This window comes from Eubacterium pyruvativorans (genome assembly GCF_900102225.1).
Classification (GTDB): Bacteria; Bacillota; Clostridia; order Peptostreptococcales; family Anaerovoracaceae; genus Aminicella; species Aminicella pyruvativorans.
Window position 1 is genome coordinate 1 of the sequence record NZ_FNBF01000006.1, and the last position, 17,140, is coordinate 17,140.

General features: G+C 56.8%; 18 protein-coding genes. 1 reads left to right on the top strand and 17 read right to left on the bottom strand.

The features are described from left to right. Positions 1–97: 97 nt before the first annotated feature. The 5 genes from guaA to BLQ24_RS03370 form a co-directional block, all read right to left on the bottom strand. Complete coding sequence (gene guaA / locus BLQ24_RS03350; protein WP_090162662.1) at positions 98–1,639, bottom strand: glutamine-hydrolyzing GMP synthase; 1,542 nt, start codon at positions 1,637–1,639, stop codon at positions 98–100. A 114-nt stretch (positions 1,640–1,753) separates the two neighbouring features. Then, complete coding sequence (locus BLQ24_RS03355) at positions 1,754–3,262, bottom strand: IMP dehydrogenase (RefSeq protein WP_090162665.1); 1,509 nt, start codon at positions 3,260–3,262, stop codon at positions 1,754–1,756. 255 nt (positions 3,263–3,517) lie between these two features. Next, complete coding sequence (gene groL, locus BLQ24_RS03360) at positions 3,518–5,155, bottom strand: chaperonin GroEL (RefSeq protein ID WP_090162667.1); 1,638 nt, start codon at positions 5,153–5,155, stop codon at positions 3,518–3,520. Positions 5,156–5,213: 58 nt separating this feature from the next. Further along, positions 5,214–5,492, bottom strand: a complete 279-nt coding sequence (locus BLQ24_RS03365; RefSeq protein ID WP_090162669.1) for a co-chaperone GroES — start codon at positions 5,490–5,492, stop codon at positions 5,214–5,216. A gap of 278 nt (positions 5,493–5,770) precedes the next feature. Further along, the gene (locus BLQ24_RS03370; protein ID WP_090162671.1) at positions 5,771–6,520 is read right to left on the bottom strand and encodes a hypothetical protein; all 750 of its coding nucleotides are present in this window, start codon (positions 6,518–6,520) and stop codon (positions 5,771–5,773) included. Between the two features lie 128 nt (positions 6,521–6,648). Here BLQ24_RS03370 and BLQ24_RS03375 point away from each other — a divergent pair, with 128 nt between their 5' ends. Beyond that, the gene (locus tag BLQ24_RS03375) at positions 6,649–6,825 is read left to right on the top strand and encodes an indolepyruvate ferredoxin oxidoreductase subunit alpha (protein ID WP_090162673.1); all 177 of its coding nucleotides are present in this window, start codon (positions 6,649–6,651) and stop codon (positions 6,823–6,825) included. A gap of 98 nt (positions 6,826–6,923) precedes the next feature. Here BLQ24_RS03375 and BLQ24_RS03380 read toward each other — a convergent pair whose 3' ends face one another. The 12 genes from BLQ24_RS03380 to BLQ24_RS03435 all read right to left on the bottom strand — a co-directional run bounded on the left by BLQ24_RS03380 (position 6,924) and on the right by BLQ24_RS03435 (position 17,125). Beyond that, positions 6,924–7,595 carry a redox-sensing transcriptional repressor Rex gene (locus BLQ24_RS03380; RefSeq protein WP_090162674.1) on the bottom strand — a complete coding sequence of 224 codons (672 nt, stop codon included), beginning with the start codon at positions 7,593–7,595 and terminating at the stop codon, positions 6,924–6,926. An 87-nt stretch (positions 7,596–7,682) separates the two neighbouring features. After that, positions 7,683–7,910 carry an acyl carrier protein gene (acpP, locus tag BLQ24_RS03385; protein WP_090162676.1) on the bottom strand — a complete coding sequence of 76 codons (228 nt, stop codon included), beginning with the start codon at positions 7,908–7,910 and terminating at the stop codon, positions 7,683–7,685. 120 nt (positions 7,911–8,030) lie between these two features. Next, entirely contained in the window at positions 8,031–10,037 is a 2,007-nt protein-coding gene (gene abc-f / locus BLQ24_RS03390) for a ribosomal protection-like ABC-F family protein (RefSeq protein ID WP_090162678.1), read from the bottom strand. 42 nt (positions 10,038–10,079) lie between these two features. Continuing rightward, positions 10,080–11,096, bottom strand: coding sequence for a tRNA (adenosine(37)-N6)-threonylcarbamoyltransferase complex transferase subunit TsaD (gene tsaD / locus BLQ24_RS03395; protein ID WP_090162680.1), 1,017 nt, complete (start codon positions 11,094–11,096; stop codon positions 10,080–10,082). A gap of 7 nt (positions 11,097–11,103) precedes the next feature. Beyond that, positions 11,104–11,586, bottom strand: coding sequence for a ribosomal protein S18-alanine N-acetyltransferase (gene rimI / locus BLQ24_RS03400; RefSeq protein WP_090162682.1), 483 nt, complete (start codon positions 11,584–11,586; stop codon positions 11,104–11,106). A gap of 12 nt (positions 11,587–11,598) precedes the next feature. Further along, positions 11,599–12,333: a tRNA (adenosine(37)-N6)-threonylcarbamoyltransferase complex dimerization subunit type 1 TsaB gene (tsaB, locus tag BLQ24_RS03405; RefSeq protein ID WP_090162684.1), complete on the bottom strand. Its 735-nt coding sequence runs from the start codon at positions 12,331–12,333 to the stop codon at positions 11,599–11,601. After that, positions 12,321–12,740, bottom strand: coding sequence for a tRNA (adenosine(37)-N6)-threonylcarbamoyltransferase complex ATPase subunit type 1 TsaE (tsaE, locus tag BLQ24_RS03410; protein ID WP_090162686.1), 420 nt, complete (start codon positions 12,738–12,740; stop codon positions 12,321–12,323). The genes tsaB and tsaE overlap by 13 nt, the downstream gene beginning before the upstream one ends. Positions 12,741–12,793: 53 nt before the next feature. Beyond that, a complete protein-coding gene (locus tag BLQ24_RS03415; protein WP_205508017.1) occupies positions 12,794–13,354 on the bottom strand; it encodes an ECF transporter S component in 561 nt (186 codons plus the stop codon). 70 nt (positions 13,355–13,424) lie between these two features. Further along, positions 13,425–14,930, bottom strand: a complete 1,506-nt coding sequence (gene pepV / locus BLQ24_RS03420) for a dipeptidase PepV (protein ID WP_090162688.1) — start codon at positions 14,928–14,930, stop codon at positions 13,425–13,427. After that, positions 14,914–15,153 carry a NifU family protein gene (locus tag BLQ24_RS03425; protein WP_090162690.1) on the bottom strand — a complete coding sequence of 80 codons (240 nt, stop codon included), beginning with the start codon at positions 15,151–15,153 and terminating at the stop codon, positions 14,914–14,916. Before BLQ24_RS03425 ends, pepV begins: the two co-directional genes overlap by 17 nt. Positions 15,154–15,267: 114 nt before the next feature. Then, complete coding sequence (locus BLQ24_RS03430) at positions 15,268–16,206, bottom strand: LysR family transcriptional regulator (protein ID WP_090162692.1); 939 nt, start codon at positions 16,204–16,206, stop codon at positions 15,268–15,270. A 367-nt stretch (positions 16,207–16,573) separates the two neighbouring features. Then, entirely contained in the window at positions 16,574–17,125 is a 552-nt protein-coding gene (locus tag BLQ24_RS03435) for an NADH peroxidase (RefSeq protein WP_090162693.1), read from the bottom strand. Between the last annotated feature and the right edge of the window lie 15 nt (positions 17,126–17,140).

Sequence of the window (17,140 nt, forward strand, 5' to 3'; positions counted from 1 at the left end):
CGCTCAGCCTTCGTCTTCCGACTCGCCTTCCCGGGCAACCCTCGCGTGGGTAACTCCTGCCCTTCGAACTTCGCCTCCGGCTCGTTCTCAGGGGGAGTTACTCCATCTCAATCGTTCCAGGCGGTTTCGATGTCAAGTCGTAGAAGACGCGGTTCACGTGGTCCACCTCGTTAACGATGCGGTTCATGATCCGCTGGAGGACGTTCCACGGAATCTCCGCCGCCTCCGCCGTCATGAAGTCGGAAGTGGTGACGCCCCGGAGGACGACAGCGTAGTCGTAGGTGCGGAAGTCTCCCATGACGCCGACGGAACGCATATTCGTCAGTGCCGCAAAATACTGGTTGATGCTGCGAGCCAGGCCGGCAGCCGCAATTTCTTCCCGGTAGATCGCATCCGCTTCCTGCACGATCTTCACCTTCTCAGCGGTCACCTCGCCGATGATCCGGATGCCCAGTCCCGGACCCGGGAACGGCTGACGGTAAACCAGGTCTTCCGGGATGCCCAGTTCCAGTCCCGCCGCCCGGACCTCATCCTTGAAGAGCATGCGCAGCGGCTCAATAATTTCCTTGAAATCCACGTGGTCCGGCAGTCCTCCCACGTTATGATGGGACTTGATCACGGCCGACTTGCCTAGGCCGCTCTCGATGACATCCGGGTAGATGGTGCCCTGCACCAGGTAGTCCACGGCGCCGATCTTTTTCGCTTCTTCCTCGAAGACCCGGATGAATTCCTCTCCGATGATCTTGCGTTTCTGTTCCGGTTCTGTGACGCCCTTCAGTTTTTCGTAATACCGTTCATGGGCGTCCACATGGACGAAGTTCAGGTCATAGGGACCGTCCGGCCCGAAGACTTTGTCCACACTCTCCGCCTCGCCCTTCCGGAGCAGGCCGTGGTCCACGAAGACGCAGGTGAGCTGTTTCCCGATGGCCTTGGACATGAGTACGGCAGCCACTGAGGAGTCCACGCCGCCGGACAGGGCGCACAGCGCCTTTCCGTCACCCACCTTTTCCCGGATTTCCTGAATGGTTCTCTCTACGAAGTCGTCCATCTTCCAGTCGCCTTTGCAGCCGCAAGGACCCATGACGAAGGAGCGCAGGATTTTCGTGCCTTCCACCGTATGGGTCACTTCCGGATGGAACTGGACGGCGTAGAGTTTCTTTTCGTCGTTTTCCATGGCGGCCACCGGGCAGACCGGGGTATGGGCCGTAACCCGGAATCCTTCCGGTGCCTTGGAGATGTAGTCTGTATGGCTCATCCAGACGGTAGTGGTTTCTGCCACGTCACCGAACAGGCGGCCGGTCCGGTCGATGGATGTTTCGGTCTTTCCGTATTCGCTGACCGGTGCCGTTTCCACGGTGCCGCCGGTGCTCCAGGCCATGAGCTGGGCGCCGTAGCAGATGCCGAGGATCGGAATGCCCTGATCGAAGAGGGCCGGATCGTAGTGCGGGGAGGCCGGATCGAATACGCTGTTCGGTCCCCCCGTCAGGATGATTCCCTTCGGGTTCTTCGCTTTCAGCTCTTCTAATGAAATAGTGTACGGGTGCACCTCGCAGTATACGCTGCACTCTCTGACTCTGCGGGCGATGAGCTGATTATACTGTCCTCCGAAGTCGAGGACGATGATCAAGTCTTTCTCCATGAACGATCTCCTTATTATTTTTTGTCTAAGTCTCGTCGGGGTGTTTCGTAACGAAAGGATGCGCATACCGCCGGCATGCGCATCACACTGATTCAGTTACCGCAGGGCGGAACGCTACCGGATGGTGTTCTGGGCAGAATCCCGCAGGATGACGTCGTGGGCGCCGCCTTCCACAATGGATGTGGCGGATACCAGGGTCATCTTCGCATCTCTGCGCAGGGAAGCCAGGTCGGTCATGCCGCAGTTGCACATGGTGGACTTCACCTTGTTCAGGGAGAGCTGTACGTTCTCCTTCAGTCCGCCGGCGTACGGAACGTAGGAATCCACGCCTTCCTCGAACTTCATCTTCGGGTCGCCGCCCAGGTCGTACCGCTCCCAGTTGCGGGCCCGGTTGGAACCTTCGCCCCAGTATTCTTTCACGTAATTTCCGTTGATGATCAGCCGGTTGGAAGGGGACTCATCGAAGCGGGCGAAGTATCTTCCCAGCATGATGAAGTCTGCGCCCATGGCCAGTGCCAGGGTCATGTGGTAATCGTATACGATGCCGCCGTCGGAGCAGATCGGAATATATACGCCGGTCTTCTCGAAGTACTTGTCCCGGGCTTCCGCAACCGCCTGTACGGCAGAAGCCTGGCCCCGGCCGATGCCCTTCTGCTCACGGGTGATGCAGATGGAGCCGCCGCCGATGCCGATCTTCACGAAGTCTGCACCGTGTTCCGCCAGGAAGTTGAAACCATCTGCGTCTACAACGTTGCCGGCGCCGATCTTCACGGAGTCGCCGTAGGTGTCTCTGACCCACTTCAGGCCCTTCTCCTGCCATACGGAATATCCTTCGGAGGAGTCAAAGCAGAATACGTCGGCGCCCGCCTCCACCAGGGCCGGGATACGCTTTTCGTAGTCTCTCGTGTTCACTGCGGCACCGATCACATAGCGCTTGTGTTCGTCCAGGAGTTCGTTCGGATTGGACTTGTGATTGTCATAGTCCTTCCGGAAGACGAAGTAGGCCAGCCGCTGGTTGTCGTCAATTACAGGAAGTGCATTCAGCTTGTTGTCCCAGAGGATGTCATTCGCCTCACTCAGTGTGCAGCCGTCCTTGGCGTAGATCAGCTTCTCGAACGGTGTCATGAATTCGCTGATCTTCGTGGAAGGATCCATTCTGCTGACACGGTAGTCTCTGCTGGTGACGATACCCAGAACCTTGCCTTCCGCCGTGCCGTCATCGGTGATGGCGATGGTGGAGTGACCGCTTCTCTTCTTCAGATCCAGAACATCCTGCAGTGTCTGGTCCGGACGGAGGTTGCTGTCGCTTCTGACGAAACCGGCCTTGTATTCTTTCGCCCGCTTCACCATGGCTGCCTGATTCTCAATGGACTGGGAACAGTAAATAAAAGAAATTCCGCCTTCCTTCGCCAACGCTACAGCCATCTTGTCATCAGATACTGCCTGCATTGCCGCGGATACAAGCGGAATATTCGCACTCAGTGCCGGTTCTTCACCTTTCTTGAATTTCACGATCGGTGTCTTCAGAGATACATTCTCTACGGTGCAGTCTTCCGAGGTATAGCCCGGAATCAGCAGGTATTCGTTGAATGTTCTGGACGGTTCGTCAAAGTAATGCGCCATTTTCTTCCTCCTGTATATTCCAAACGTTTCGACGTCATGAGACAAAAAAATCAAACCTTTCGGTTGAATTTAACCTATTTTATAACATTTTCTGATGGTTGGCAAGATCGAAAAAAGACGGGAAAGAACGTTCGCTGCACTGTTTGAAGCACCTCTTGAAAACCTCTTCAAAGGGCCAAAAACCGCTCCCGGGGTCCTCATGATCCCAGGAGCGGCAGCTCTTCTATCTGTATTCAGCTTTTCGCCGGACGGACATTACATCATGCCCATTCCGCCGCCCATTCCGCCTGCCGGAGCAGCCGGTACGGCCGGTGTATCTTCCTTGATTTCCACAACGCCAGCCTCTGTTGTCAGCAGCAGTGCGGATGCGGACGCAGCGTTCTGGATGGCCGATCTCGTAACCTTCGCCGGGTCCACGATACCGGATGCAATCATATCCACGTACTCATCCGTCGCAGCGTTGAATCCGACGCCTGCGTCACGGCTCTTCACTTCCGCCACAACAACGCTTCCCTCGAAGCCCGCATTCTCTGCAATCTGGCGAACCGGCTCCTCCAGTGCTCTGACGATGATATTCGCACCGGTCTTCTCGTCACCTTCCAGTGTTTCGGCATAAGCCTTCACAGCCGGGATCGTCTCGCACAGTGCTGTGCCGCCGCCGGCAACGATGCCTTCTTCTACCGCAGCCTTCGTTGCGTTCAGCGCATCCTCGATCCGGAATTTTCTCTCCTTCAGCTCGGCCTCTGTGGCAGCACCGACCTTGATGACAGCTACGCCGCCGGCCAGCTTCGCCAGTCTCTCCTGCAGCTTTTCCTTGTCATAATCGGATGTGGATGCTTCCTCCTGCTTTCTGATGGCAGCAATTCTCGCATCGATCGCTTCCTTGGCACCTGCGCCGCTGACGATGGTGGTGTTATCCTTGTCCACCTTCACTGTGCCTGCACGGCCCAGCATGTCGATAGTCGCTTCCTTCAGGTCCATGCCCAGATCACTGCTGATGACCTGTCCGCCTGTCAGTACAGCGATATCTTCCATCATGGCCTTCCGTCTGTCACCATAGCCCGGCGCCTTAATAGCAACAACGTCCAGTGTTCCTCTCAGCTTGTTGACAACCAGTGTGGCCAGCGCTTCGCCTTCCACATCGTCTGCGATGATCAGCAGCTTGCTGCCCATCTTCGCAATCTGCTCCAGTACCGGCAGCAGATCCTGGATGTTGGAGATCTTCTTGTCTGTCAGCAGGATGTACGGGTTCTCCATAACCGCTTCCATCTTCTCTGTATCATTCACCATGTACGGGGAGAGGTATCCTCTGTCGAACTGCATACCTTCTACCACGTCCAGGGTTGTTCCCATGGTCTTGGACTCTTCTACGGTGATAACGCCGTCGTTGCCCACCTTCTCCATGGCATCTGCGATCAGTCCGCCGATCGTCTCGTCTGCAGCGGAAATGGAAGCAACCTGTGCGATACTTTCCTTCGTCTCCACCTTCTTGGCAGTCTTTCGGATCTCTTCCACAGCCTTGTCCACTGCACCCTGAATACCCTTCTTCAGGATCATCGGGTTCGCACCGGCAGCTACGTTCTTGAATCCTTCCCGGATGATGGACTGGGCCAGCAGTGTAGCTGTGGTTGTACCGTCACCGGCCACATCGTTCGTCTTCGTCGCAACTTCCTTCACCAGCTGGGCGCCCATGTTCTCCACGCCGTCTTCCAGCTCCACTTCCTTCGCAATAGTAACACCATCGTTGGTGATCAGCGGGCTGCCGTATGTCTTGCTGATCAGGACGTTTCTGCCCTTCGGTCCCAGGGTGATCTTCACTGTGTTGGCCAGCTTATCTACACCTGCCTGCAGTTTTCTTCTGGCGTCTTCGCCGTATACTAATTCCTTAGCCATGATTCCTTACCTCCTGTATGGTCACTGTCTCTATTCTGTCTGAAATGATATCCCGTGATTATTCCACAACGGCCAGAATATCACTCTGCTTCATAATCGTGTAGTCTTCGCCTTCGTATTTCACTTCTGTGCCGGCGTACTTAGCGAACACAACCTTGTCTCCCGCCTTGACTTCCATCGGTTCGTCAGAGGTTCCCGGACCCACTGCGACAACTTCTGCCATCTGCGGCTGTTCCTGCTCTGCCTTCGTCAGGATGATTCCGCCTGCGGTCTTCTCTTCTGCTTCCAGTTTCTTCAGCACAACTCTGCTGCCCAGCGGCTTGATTCCAAAACTCATTTCTCTACCTCCTGTGTATCTGATCTGTTATAAGTAATGCGCTGTTTCTCTTCGAACGGGCATCCCCGGTTTCTCCGGTTCACCCTGCCGTCCTGTTAGCACTCACATTCAACGAGTGCCAATCAACAGTTATTATTGTATGCTCAGGCCCTCCGGATGTCAACAGATTTTTCGAAATTTCCGGGCGGTCCCCGGTGCACCGCAGAGATTCACGGTAGATCCGGGGATTTCCCGTTGCTGCCCGAAAATCCCCGGTGTGTCTCAGGAGATCGCCTGGCTCAGGAGATCTCCCGGATCTGAATATCCACCTTCACCACATTGAACGCCGTCATATTTTCCACTTCCCGGGCCAGCCGGTGCTGATAATCCGAGGCGGATGCCCAGATGCTGCCCGTCCGGTCCACAGAAAGCATGACGGAGATCACCAGAGCGTCAGAGGACATATTATCGTAGACTTTCATGACCCGGTTCACATGGGGCGTATGCTCCGCCACACATTCTGCAATATCAGTGATGACGTGTTCCGAAATATAGAACTCGCCCATATAGCTGAAGGTCGGCCGCACCACCGTCTTCTCACTGTAGCCGCTGCCGATGCCGCTGTTCTTGAAGATGCGCAGCGGGTCCATGAAATATCCGGCGAAGTCCCGTTTCAGCTGCATGGTGGGCACCGGAATGACATGTTTTCCCTGCAGATTCCGCTGACGCTGCGCTACCCCCCGTTCCTCCGGCGTGGTGATGTCCTCGATGTGAATCCGTTTCATCACTGGAGGCAGCCCCAGCTGGGATGCGATCTTATCCGCCATGTCGTCAGAGGTGCCCAGAATCAGAATACTGCGGGGACGAAGCGCCCGGATCCGGGCCGCTACCTGTTCCCGGTGCTCCGGCCGGACGAAAACCGCCGCCTTGATGGCTCCCACCTTGGTTTTCTCGTGCTTCGCAGAGGTTCCGGCTTCCACCCGGTTCCGGTAGATGAAGAGGCCGTCGTCGATCATACTTTCAATGTGCAGTTCCTGGCAGAGATTCATGGCCTGGTAGCTTTTCCCGGTGCCGCTGGGACCTGTTAAAGAATAAACAAGCACTTTACTTCACGCATCCTTTCTGCTATAATCGGAGTTGATCAAATTATACAATCTGCTATAAGGAGGATACAATTATGGCTTATAAGATTAATGACGGAGTTTGCATCAGCTGTGGAGCTTGCGAGGCAGAGTGCCCGGTAGAGGCTATTTCCCAGGGTGAAACTGCCTACGTTATCGATGAGGACAAGTGCATCAGCTGTGGTTCCTGCGCAGGCGTTTGCCCGGTAGGCGCTCCGGCAGAAGCTGAATAATCGAGTTGAATCGAAGGAAGCCGTTCCGCATCCAGCGGAACGGCTTTTTTCTATGCCGGAACCGGCGCACAGGCAGCAGCTCCGACACAATGATCCGATTATTTCTTCTTTCCTTCCGCCCCACTGCTCTTCCGGCGGATATCATTCATATGGTAAGCCAGAGAATGAAGGGTATCCGCCAGATGGACGGACTCCAGTGCCACCTGTTCCGGCACCACCAGGTCCACCAGTGCGAAATTCCAGATTCCCCGGGCCCCGGCGGAATACAGCTTATCCGCCACTTCCTGGGCATTCCCCTTGTTCACGCAGATGATGCCGATATCAATCTGATTCTCGGAGACATAGGATTCCAGTTCCTCGTACGGATAGATCGTAATGCCTTCCACTTTCTTCCCCGTCAGTTCCGGCTTGATATCAAAAGCAGCGCAGAGCTGGAACCCCTGGTCGATAATACTCATGGCATACTTCGAAATCGCCTGTCCCAGATTGCCGGCGCCCACCAGCACCATCTTGTAGTCATGATCCAGCCCAAGGATCTTGCTGACTTCCTCGTACAGGCCATCCACACTGTATCCGTATCCCTGCTGTCCGAAATCACCGAAATTGTTCAGATCCTGCCGGATCTGGGATGCCGTGTATCCGATCAGTTCACTGAAATCATTGGAGGAAATCTTCTCCACTCCCTGTTTCTGTAACTCTCTCAGATACCTGCGGTACCGGGGCAGTCTTCTGATGACTGCATTGGAAATCTTTCCGTTCTTCCGTTTCACTCTCTTCCACTCCTTGTTCTCAGCTCTACCGCTCCAGGCAGAAAAACCCGCCGAACAGGCGGGTCAGTGTCCATAGATCGTCATTGCTTATTTGGCATTCTCCACATACTTGACCAGATCACCTACTGTCTGGAATTTCTCTGCTTCGTCATCCGGAATTTCAATCCCGAACTCTTCTTCGATGCCCATGATGATCTCCACTGCATCCAGAGAATCCGCCTCCAGATCCTTCATGAGATTCGTATCCGCCGTCACCAGCGACTTGTCCACACTCAGCTGCTCTACAATGATATCTCTGATCTTATCAAACACCATGTCAGTTCCTCCCGTTTTACTTTTAACAATCTAATTATAATTGACAGAACGAAGAATTGCAACAATTTCCACATTCATCAAGAAGTGGTCCGCTGCTTCACCTCTCTGTCATTTTCTGCACTATAATTCCGACCAGGCGTCGTAGGCCTCATCCAATGCTGCCTGATCCGCCTGCACCTGTTCATCCAGTTCCCGGAGCTTCTTCGAATTGGAGCTGATGGCAGGGTCGCACATCTTCTCCTGCAGCGCTGCGATCTCCGCCTCCAGTTTCTCGATCTCCGCCTCCAGCTTCTCCCTGGCCCGCTGCACACGGCGTTCCTCGGCCTGCTGCTGTTTCTTTCGCTGTCTTTCCTCTTCTGCGGACAAAACCGAGCCGGAGCCGTTCTCAGGATCCGCCGTTTCCCGGCCGCCTGCCACCTGCTCTCTTTGTCTCTCCGCAGCGCCCACCGCACTCTCGATTTCTCCGATGTACTGCTTCCCGGATCCGATCTCCTGGCGCTTCTCCTCGTAGTAATCGTAGCCCCCCTCGAAACGGGTGATCCCCTCCGGACCCAGTTCGAAGATCTTCGTGGCGACGCGGTTCAGGAAGTACCGGTCATGGGATACCGCAATCACGGTACCCGGGTATTCCAGCAGGGCATCCTCGAAGATTTCCTTGGAATCAATGTCCAGGTGGTTCGTCGGCTCATCCAGAACCAGTACATTCGTACCAGACAGCATCAGCTTCAGCAGTGCCAGCCGGGCTTTCTCTCCGCCGGACAGGGCGCCGACCTGGGTGAAGACCTGATCGCCCCGGAACAGGAACCGGCCCAGAATTCCCCGGACCTCCCCGTCCTTGTACAGCCGAAACGAATCATGCACTTCCTCCAGCACCGTTTTCGACGGATCCAGCTGCTGCTGGCGCTGGTCGTAGTAGCCGAATTCCACATTGTGGCCCACCTTCAGGTATCCTTCCGTGGGTGCCAGTTCCCCGATCATGATACGCAGCAGGGTGGTCTTTCCGATGCCGTTCGGTCCCACGATACAGATCCGGTCTCCCTGCTTGATATCGAAATCCACATTTTCAAAAAGACGGCGCACCCCGTCCTCCGTGCGGAACCGCTCGCCGATGCCCTCGGCGAACAGCACGTCTTTCCCGCTCTGGAAGTTCTGGTGGAAATGGATCTTCATGGAACCGACTTCCGCCTCCGGCCGGTCCACCCGCTCCATCTGGGCCAGTCTCTTCTCCCGGGAGGCCGCCCGCTTGGCCAGGTGTTCAGTGCCGTGCTGCTTGAACCTGCGGATCATTTCTTCCTGCCGCTGAATCTCGGTCTGCTGCTTGTTGTATGCCCGCAGATCCGCTTCCCGCTGTTCCTGTTTCTGCCGGGCGAACTCAGTGTAATTTCCCCGGTAGGTCTTCAGGTGATGATGTTCCACCTCGAAGATACCGGTACAAAGCTGATCCAGGAAGTACCGGTCGTGGGACACCATGATCACCGTACCCCGGTAGTTCCGGAGGAACTGCTCCAGCCACTTCAGCATTCCGATGTCCAGATGGTTGGTCGGCTCGTCCAGCATCAGGAGATCCGGCTTCCGCATCAGCAGACAGGCCAGGGCCAGCCGGGTCCGCTCGCCGCCGGACAGGGAACGGATCGGTTTATCATAGTAGTTTTCCCCGAAGGCCATGCTGTGCAGGATGCCCCGCATTTCACTCTTCCAGCTGTAGCCTCCGTCCCGGTCGAACCGGTCCTGGAGATCGCCGTAGCGCCGCATCAGCCCCTGATATTCATCTGTATCCGTCTTTCCGGCCGCCGCCAGATCTGCAATCGCACCGGACAGGGATGCCAGTTCCTGCTCCTGCCGTTCATAACCCCCGTAGATCTCGTGGACTTCCTCCATCAGAGTCCGGTCCTCTTCAAAACTGTCGTTCTGCTTCAGATAGCCGACGCTCAGATCACCGGAAATAAAGTAATTGCCGCTGTCTGCCCGGGAACGGCCCGACAGGATGTCCAGCAATGTGGTCTTCCCGGCGCCGTTGGCCCCCACGATGCCGATCCGATCCCCTCCATTCACATGGAATGAGATGTTTTCCAGGATCACATCGGTCCCGTATGATTTACAGATGTCAGTCGCCGACAATACAATCATTTCTGTCTCTCCCGCTCCGGTTTCTCAAGTTACGAACAAATATTATAAGGGCAAGTTGGCATATGCGTCAAGGTCCAGCCCGTCCGGACCCTGCTTCTGATACTTGTAATACGCCGCAGCGGCGATCATGGCGCCGTTGTCAGTGCACAGCACCGGATCCGGCCGATAGAGCCGGATGCCGTTCGCATCACAGGCCGCCTGCATCTGCTCCCGAAGATGGGAGTTGGCGGAGACGCCGCCGGCCATGACGACCCGTTTCTCCCCCCGTTCCTGCACGGCGGCGATGGTCTTCTGGATGATCACGTCCAGCAGCGCCTGCTGGAAGCTGGCGGCCAGATCCGGCACATTGATCTCCCGGCCCTTCTGCCGTTCCTGATTCACATAATTCAGCACCTGGGTCTTGATCCCGCTGAAACTGAAGTCATAGCTGCCTTTCTCCAGGTAGACCCGCTTGAAGTGGATGGCATCCGGATTTCCCTCCCGGGCCGCCCGGTCCATCTTCGGTCCCCCCGGATACCCCAGGCCGATGACCCGGGCAACCTTGTCGTAGGCCTCTCCCGCCGCATCGTCCCGGGTTCCGCCCAGCACCGTGCAGGTGTTGTAATCGGTGACCTCCACAATGTTCGTGTGGCCCCCGGAAATGATCAGCGCCATGAAGGGCGGTTCCAGATCTTCGTACTGCAGGTAGTTGGCACTCACATGGCCGTGCATGTGATTCACCCCCACCAGCGGGATGTCCCGGGCGAAGGACAGGGCCTTCGCCGCCGCCACACCGATGACCAGAGCGCCGATGAGCCCCGGCCCGTTGGTGACGCCGATCAGATCCACCTCATCCAGCGTGATGTCCGCCTCTTCCAGCGCCCGTTCCATGACCCGGTTGATATTCTGCAGGTGATGCCGGGAAGCGATCTCCGGCACCACCCCGCCGAACTTCGTATGGATGCTGATCTGTGAAGAGATCACATCGGACAGAATGTGTCTGCCGTCGGCCACCAGCGCGATGGATGTTTCATCACAGCTGGATTCGATCCCCATTGTAATAAATCTGCCGTCTTTCATATAATGATCACTTTCCTCCGCAGCGGTTCTCCGGATCCGTCTTCCTTTCCATCAGAATCGCATCCTCTTTCCCGCCGTCTTCCCTGTCATAGTAGTCTTTTCTTCTGCCGTTTTCTGCAAACCCGGCTTGCCGGTACAGCGCCAGAGCTCCCCGGTTGCTTTCCCGCACCTCCAGGGTATACCGATGGACACCGGCCGGGTCCGCCTCCCGGAAGAGGGCTTCCAGCAAAAAAAAGGCGATGCCCTGCCGCCGGAAGGCCGGATGCACCGCCACCCGCCGGATGTCACATTCGTCCAGGATGGTCAGGATGTCCAGATAACCCACCAGGGCTCCGCCCGTCTCCGCCAGAATGACGTCCGTCACTGTATTTTCTTCGATATCGCTCAGAAGCTCTTCTTCCGTCCAGGGGCAGGAGAAGCACAGTGCCTCCAGAGCAGCCGCAGCCGCCGCATCGGCCCCTTCCGCCCTGCGGATCTTCAGTTCTTCCATCGGGCTTCTCCTCTACCGGCTGCGGAACTTCGCCATCTTCGCCGCCCTGGCCCGGGCCAGGGAACCGTCCGCCAGCTTCTGCTCCGCCTCGGTCTTCCGCATGTAATCCGGCAGCAGTTCTTCCACGCTGCAGGTGTCTCCCTGTTCCCAGAGGGTCTTCGCGAAACGTGCTGCCAGTTCGGCGGTCTGGTACCGTTCCGCCTTCGGGGCGAAGACCTTTCCCGCAAGCAGGTTCCCGTATTTCGGGGAATCCCGGTATGCATCGATTCCGTCACCGTAGAACACCGGATTCAGACCGGCACGCTCTGCCGCTTTCGTCACATCCTCCAGCATATACGGGCCCGGAGCCAGGACTTCCTGTCCCCCCGGTCCATACACAGCGCCGTAGACCTGCCCCCGGCGGGCGTTGAAGATGACGGCGCAGCCTGTGTCCCCGGCCAGGGGCCGGAACATGGCCAGGGTCGGCACCTTCAGGCACGGAACACCCAGCGCCTGGGCGGTCATCCGGGCTGTGGTGACCCCGATCCGGATCCCGGTATAGGAGCCCGGCCCTGCCGAGGCGGACACCGCACCGATTTCCGATTTCGAACATCCGGTTTCCTGCACCAGTTCTTCCATCATCCCGGCAAGACGCCGGAGATGGGCCATGGGCTCCTCCGTCGTTTTCTGCCGGATGGCGCCGGTTTCCGGCTCCAGCAGCGCACAGGAGCCCACCGGGCCGGTTGTGTCGATTACTAAAATGTACATCTGTATATCCGCTCTCCTTCCTGTGCCCCGTACTCCAGGAATATCACTTTCGTATCATCCGGCAGCGCTTCCGCCACCAGATCCGCCCATTCGATGATGCAGACCCCGCCGGCATCGAAGTACTCTTCCCCGCCGATCTCGAAGAGATCCGCACCGGATTCCAGCCGGTACACATCGAAATGGTACAGCGGGAGCCGTCCGGAATGGTATTCATTCACAATGTTGAATGTGGGGCTGGTGATGTCCTCAGTGACCCCCAGTCCCGCTGCCACGGATTTCGTCAGGGTCGTCTTCCCGGTGCCCAGATCGCCGATCAGAGCCAGAATGTCCCCCGCCTCAAGTTCCTCCGCCAGTTTCCGGCCGAAGGCCTTCGTATCTTCCTCATTTCGGATACGGATTTCCCTCATCCGATCGTCCTCCCTTCTTTTTTTGTCTTCCTCCGCAGAAAGCAGGAGGCCGCCTACCGGGACCGGTCTTCCGCCCGGTGGATCAGCTTCGATACCCGCTTATAGATGAGGAAGGTGATCAGAGAATTGATGCCCGCCTTGGACAGGTTGAACGGAATGATGGCCGGCACCAGCAGGCGGAGCACCGCCTCCCGGGGCGTTCCCCAAAAGATCGGATCCAGCACAAGGTTCAGGATGCACATCAGCACAGTCATGGCCAGCGTGCCCAGCACCAGGCCCAGAAGGGCGGCGTGCTTGGTCTTGTGATGCTTGTAAATGCAGCCCGCCACAATGACGAAGATGCCGGTGGCACCCATATGCATCATGAATCCCATGAGACCGGCCTGGCCCAGGGCGAAGGCCTGAATGGCGCTGGCGATGGCCGTCACGATCAGACCGGATACCGGTCCGAAGGAAAAGGCAGTGATCAGAATCGGCACATCCGCCAGGTCATAGCGGAAATCCGGGAATAACGGGAACGGTACAGTGATCAGCATGATCAGGACGCTGGAGATGGCGGTCATCATGGCCATCGTGGCAAGCTGTACCATTCTGTAACGGTGGTTCGTGTTCATATCTTCCAAAGGTCGTTCCTCCTGTATTCCTGCGGGTGCAGGGATTGCGGTTCCATGCATCCTGTGTATTCTATGTGTTCTGTACATCCCGTGCCTTCTGCGCATCCCGGGGATCCTGCCGTTCTCCCGCCAGCCGGATCAGCGCTTTTCCGTAAATACGGATCAGCTGCAGGTAGCGTTCTTCGGTGATCTGTTCGTCCCGCATATGCATGCGGTCCTCATCCCCCGGAAACAGTGCGCCGAAGGCCACGGTGCCCGGACAGTCCCGGGCGTAGGTTCCCCCGCCGGAAACCAGGGGCAGAGCTTCCCGGTCGCCGGTTTCTTCCCGATAAATTTCCATGAGGGATTCCACCAGTGGATCATCCGGCTCGAACCAGAGGGGCGGTTCCTCCTCCCGCTTCACCAGCCCCATGCCAAACCGGTCAAGCACCGGCATCATGGCTTCATAGATCTGTTCGCCCCGGCAGGTTACCGGGTACCGGATGTCACAATCCACGCCGACCGCCTCCCGGTCGTAATGGAGCATCCCCACATTGAAAGTCAGGGCACCGGACCGGCTGTCCCGGAAGGCGCAGTCCAGCCCGGACCCGTCGGTACAAAATCCGATGTATTCATTATAGAAGCGGATGAATTCATTCACATCCTCATTCACGAAGGACAGCTCTCCCAGAAACGCCAGCAGAATGGAAATGGCATTCCGCCCCTTTTCCGGCACCGACCCGTGGGCAGCCAACCCTTCCGCCCTGATTTCCAGGGACTTTCCACTCCGCCTCGTCTGCAGCGGAAACCCGGATTTCTCCGAAAAGCGCCGGGCCTTCTCACAGACAGCGTCGTACCGGGAGGGCTGGGGACTGTTCACCAGCGCCCGGGCACTTCCAGGCACCACATTCACCGCATCCCCGCCGGAAAGTTTCCGCAGATCCAGCCCCTTCCGGCCGCTCCGGCGAAGCTTCTTCGCCAGACTGAACTCCAGGATTCCCTTCTCCCCGTGAATCACCGGAAATTCCGAGTCCGGGGTGAAGCCAAGGTCCGGCATCCCGGCCCGTTTCAGATAATATTCCAGACCGTCCCCCGACGTCTCCTCGTCCAGTCCCAGAATGAGCCGGATCTTCCGGGCCGGCCGGAAGCCGATCTCCTTCAGTCCCTTCATGGCAAAAAAAACAGCCATCAGCGGTCCCTTGTCATCCTGCGCCCCCCGGCCCCGGATCATCCCCTCCGGGGAGATGCCCGCCGTGAAGGGGTCGAACTGCCATCCGTCCCCCGCCGGCACCACATCCAGATGGGCCAGCACGCCCACGGTCTCTTCGCCGTCTCCGAATTCGATGTGGCCCGCCCGGTGATCCATGTCACAGGTGCGGAATCCTGCTTCCCGTCCCAGGGAAAGCATGTACGCAAAAGCATCCTGCACGGCCTGCCCGTAAGGAAAATTCTCTCCGGGACGAACCGATACAGGATTCGCCTGTACACTCGGTATAGAAATCAGTTCTGACAAGGCTTCGGCCGCAGCATCTCTGCTCCGGCCGATCCATTCTTCCAGCTCTCCGGATATCCGTTCCACGTTACTGGACGTTGACAACGCCGGTCACCTCCGGAACCGCTTCCTGCAGAATCTGCTGCACAACCATGTTCAGCGTCATCTGCGCACCCGGGCATCCGACGCAGTGTCCCTGCAGCTTCACCTGCACCTGGTTATCCTCGGTGATATCCACCAGTTCCAGATCTCCGCCGTCCCGCTGCAGAACCTTGCGGATTTCTCCCAGTGCCGCTTCCACTTTCTCTCTGGATACTTTCTCTGCCATATTACTACTTCCTTTCTGATAAGGCTGCCCCGGGCAGCCGGTAAATTTCAATAATGAACGGTTTTCTTATACCCCCGGTCTCCCTTCCGAAACCGCATACCTGCTAATTATACCCTAAATTCCCTGTTCGTCCAGCACTTTCCCGGCGTCTTCCCCGGAATACTGCACCTCGCTGCGGGTCAGTTCCCGCACCGCATACTTGATGAACATCTTCGTGGCCGGCGCCGCCTGATCCTCGGACCGGAGGGCAATGCCCACGGTGATGCTCTGGGGCGGATCCACCGGAAGCCGGACCACGTTGAACTTGGAATATTCCTTCGCATACTCTGTGGACAGCTCGTTCATGATGCTCATGCCCAGGCCTTTCTCCACCATGGACAAAACAGACACCGACTCCTGGGTGGAGAAGCGGATCTCCGGGTGAATATGATTCTCGTGGAACAGCGCCAGCACGTCTTCATCTCTGCCCAGGGCCGGCATAATGAACTTTTCGTTGTTGCAGTAGGACAAAGGGTAACTGGTCCGGCCGGCCAGAGGATGGTTCTGGGGAATCACCGCCACCATCCGGTCTTCTGCCAGGGGAATCCAGTCGTAGGGCATGCCTTCCTTGTAGGTGAAGAAGGCGATGTCCGCCACCCCCTGATCCAGCCAGTCGGTGATTTCCTGACGCACACCCTCCCGGACGTTGATCCGGACACCCGGATAATCATCCTGGAATTTCTTGATCACCTCCGGCAGCCAGTGAACCGACACGCTCGGGTAGGAGGCGATGACCACGCTGCCCCGCTCCAGTCCGTTGACCGCCTGGGCCTTGTCAAACACATTGCGTTCCAGGCGCACGATCTCCCGGAAGTCCGGCAGGAGATTCTCCCCCGCCTCCGTGAGACGCACCCCCTTTTTCCCCCGGTTCAGCAGCGCGATGCCCAGATCCGTCTCCAGGGCCTTCAGCAGCTGACTGATGCCGGAAGGTGTGTATCCCAGTTTCTCAGCCGCCTTGGAAATACTCCCCTCTTCCGCTGCTACAATAAATGCTTTATATCTGGCCGTATCCATATGTTGTCATCCTTTCTGTGTTGAACGGCGTACGATCCATCATGATATTCTTATTGTAGCACAGTACATATTTAAGTTTAACTTAATTTATGGTTCATTCATTCTATTTTTACATTCCCTCAGCTCTACACTATAATGAGAACAGGATGACAGAACATTAACAACACACCACCATCTGTCATCTCAATGAGGGGAACGATGAGCCATAATGATATCAATTGAGCAGGATATCGGATCTTCATGTTAGAAATCCCTTGGAAGATTACCGGCATGCGAAACCGCATGCCGGTATTTTTTTCGTTATGTAAAAAAATACCGGTCCCGGTGCGATGGGCACCGGGACCGGCCGTCTGCTATCTGTCTTCGATTACTTGCCGAAATATCTGTTGTACAGGCCCTGGAATGCCTTGCCGTGACGCGCTTCGTCACGAGCCATCTCATGAACTGTGTCATGGATTGCATCCAGACCCGCAGCCTTCGCTCTCTTCGCCAGGTCTGTCTTTCCTGCTGTCGCGCCGTTCTCTGCTTCGATACGGACTCTCAGGTTCTCCGCTGTGCTGTCGGAAACGACTTCACCCAGCAGCTCCGCGAACTTCGCCGCATGCTCTGCCTCTTCATGGGCAGCCTTGTCATAGTACATACCGACTTCCGGGTAACCCTCACGGAATGCAGCTCTGCTCATCGCCAGGTACATACCGACTTCGGAGCACTCACCCTCGAAGTTCGCTCTCAGGTCCGCAATGATATCTTCACTGACGCCCTTCGCAACACCGATGACGTGTTCAGCAGCCCATGTCATCTCTCCGTCCTGTGCCTGGAACTTGGAAGCCGGAGCCTTACATACCGGGCATGTGAAATCTGCCGGGAGAGATTCACCTTCATAGACATAACCGCAAACTGTGCATACATACTTCATAATGTTACCCTTTCCTTT

Bases quoted from the DNA above. Each gene is read 5' to 3' on its own strand.
- BLQ24_RS03355 (WP_090162665.1), bottom strand. From the start codon at position 3,262: ATGGCGCATTACTTTGACGAACCGTCCAGAACATTCAACGAATACCTG.
- tsaB (WP_090162684.1), bottom strand. From the start codon at position 12,333: ATGTACATTTTAGTAATCGACACAACCGGCCCGGTGGGCTCCTGTGCG.
- tsaD (WP_090162680.1), bottom strand. From the start codon at position 11,096: ATGAAAGACGGCAGATTTATTACAATGGGGATCGAATCCAGCTGTGAT.
- rimI (WP_090162682.1), bottom strand. From the start codon at position 11,586: ATGGAAGAACTGAAGATCCGCAGGGCGGAAGGGGCCGATGCGGCGGCT.
- BLQ24_RS03365 (WP_090162669.1), bottom strand. From the start codon at position 5,492: ATGAGTTTTGGAATCAAGCCGCTGGGCAGCAGAGTTGTGCTGAAGAAA.
- BLQ24_RS03425 (WP_090162690.1), bottom strand. From the start codon at position 15,153: ATGGCAGAGAAAGTATCCAGAGAGAAAGTGGAAGCGGCACTGGGAGAA.
- BLQ24_RS03370 (WP_090162671.1), bottom strand. From the start codon at position 6,520: ATGAATCTCTGCCAGGAACTGCACATTGAAAGTATGATCGACGACGGC.
- BLQ24_RS03415 (WP_205508017.1), bottom strand. From the start codon at position 13,354: ATGAACACGAACCACCGTTACAGAATGGTACAGCTTGCCACGATGGCC.
- abc-f (WP_090162678.1), bottom strand. From the start codon at position 10,037: ATGATTGTATTGTCGGCGACTGACATCTGTAAATCATACGGGACCGAT.
- BLQ24_RS03375 (WP_090162673.1), top strand. From the start codon at position 6,649: ATGGCTTATAAGATTAATGACGGAGTTTGCATCAGCTGTGGAGCTTGC.
- tsaE (WP_090162686.1), bottom strand. From the start codon at position 12,740: ATGAGGGAAATCCGTATCCGAAATGAGGAAGATACGAAGGCCTTCGGC.
- groL (WP_090162667.1), bottom strand. From the start codon at position 5,155: ATGGCTAAGGAATTAGTATACGGCGAAGACGCCAGAAGAAAACTGCAG.
- BLQ24_RS03430 (WP_090162692.1), bottom strand. From the start codon at position 16,206: ATGGATACGGCCAGATATAAAGCATTTATTGTAGCAGCGGAAGAGGGG.
- acpP (WP_090162676.1), bottom strand. From the start codon at position 7,910: ATGGTGTTTGATAAGATCAGAGATATCATTGTAGAGCAGCTGAGTGTG.
- guaA (WP_090162662.1), bottom strand. From the start codon at position 1,639: ATGGAGAAAGACTTGATCATCGTCCTCGACTTCGGAGGACAGTATAAT.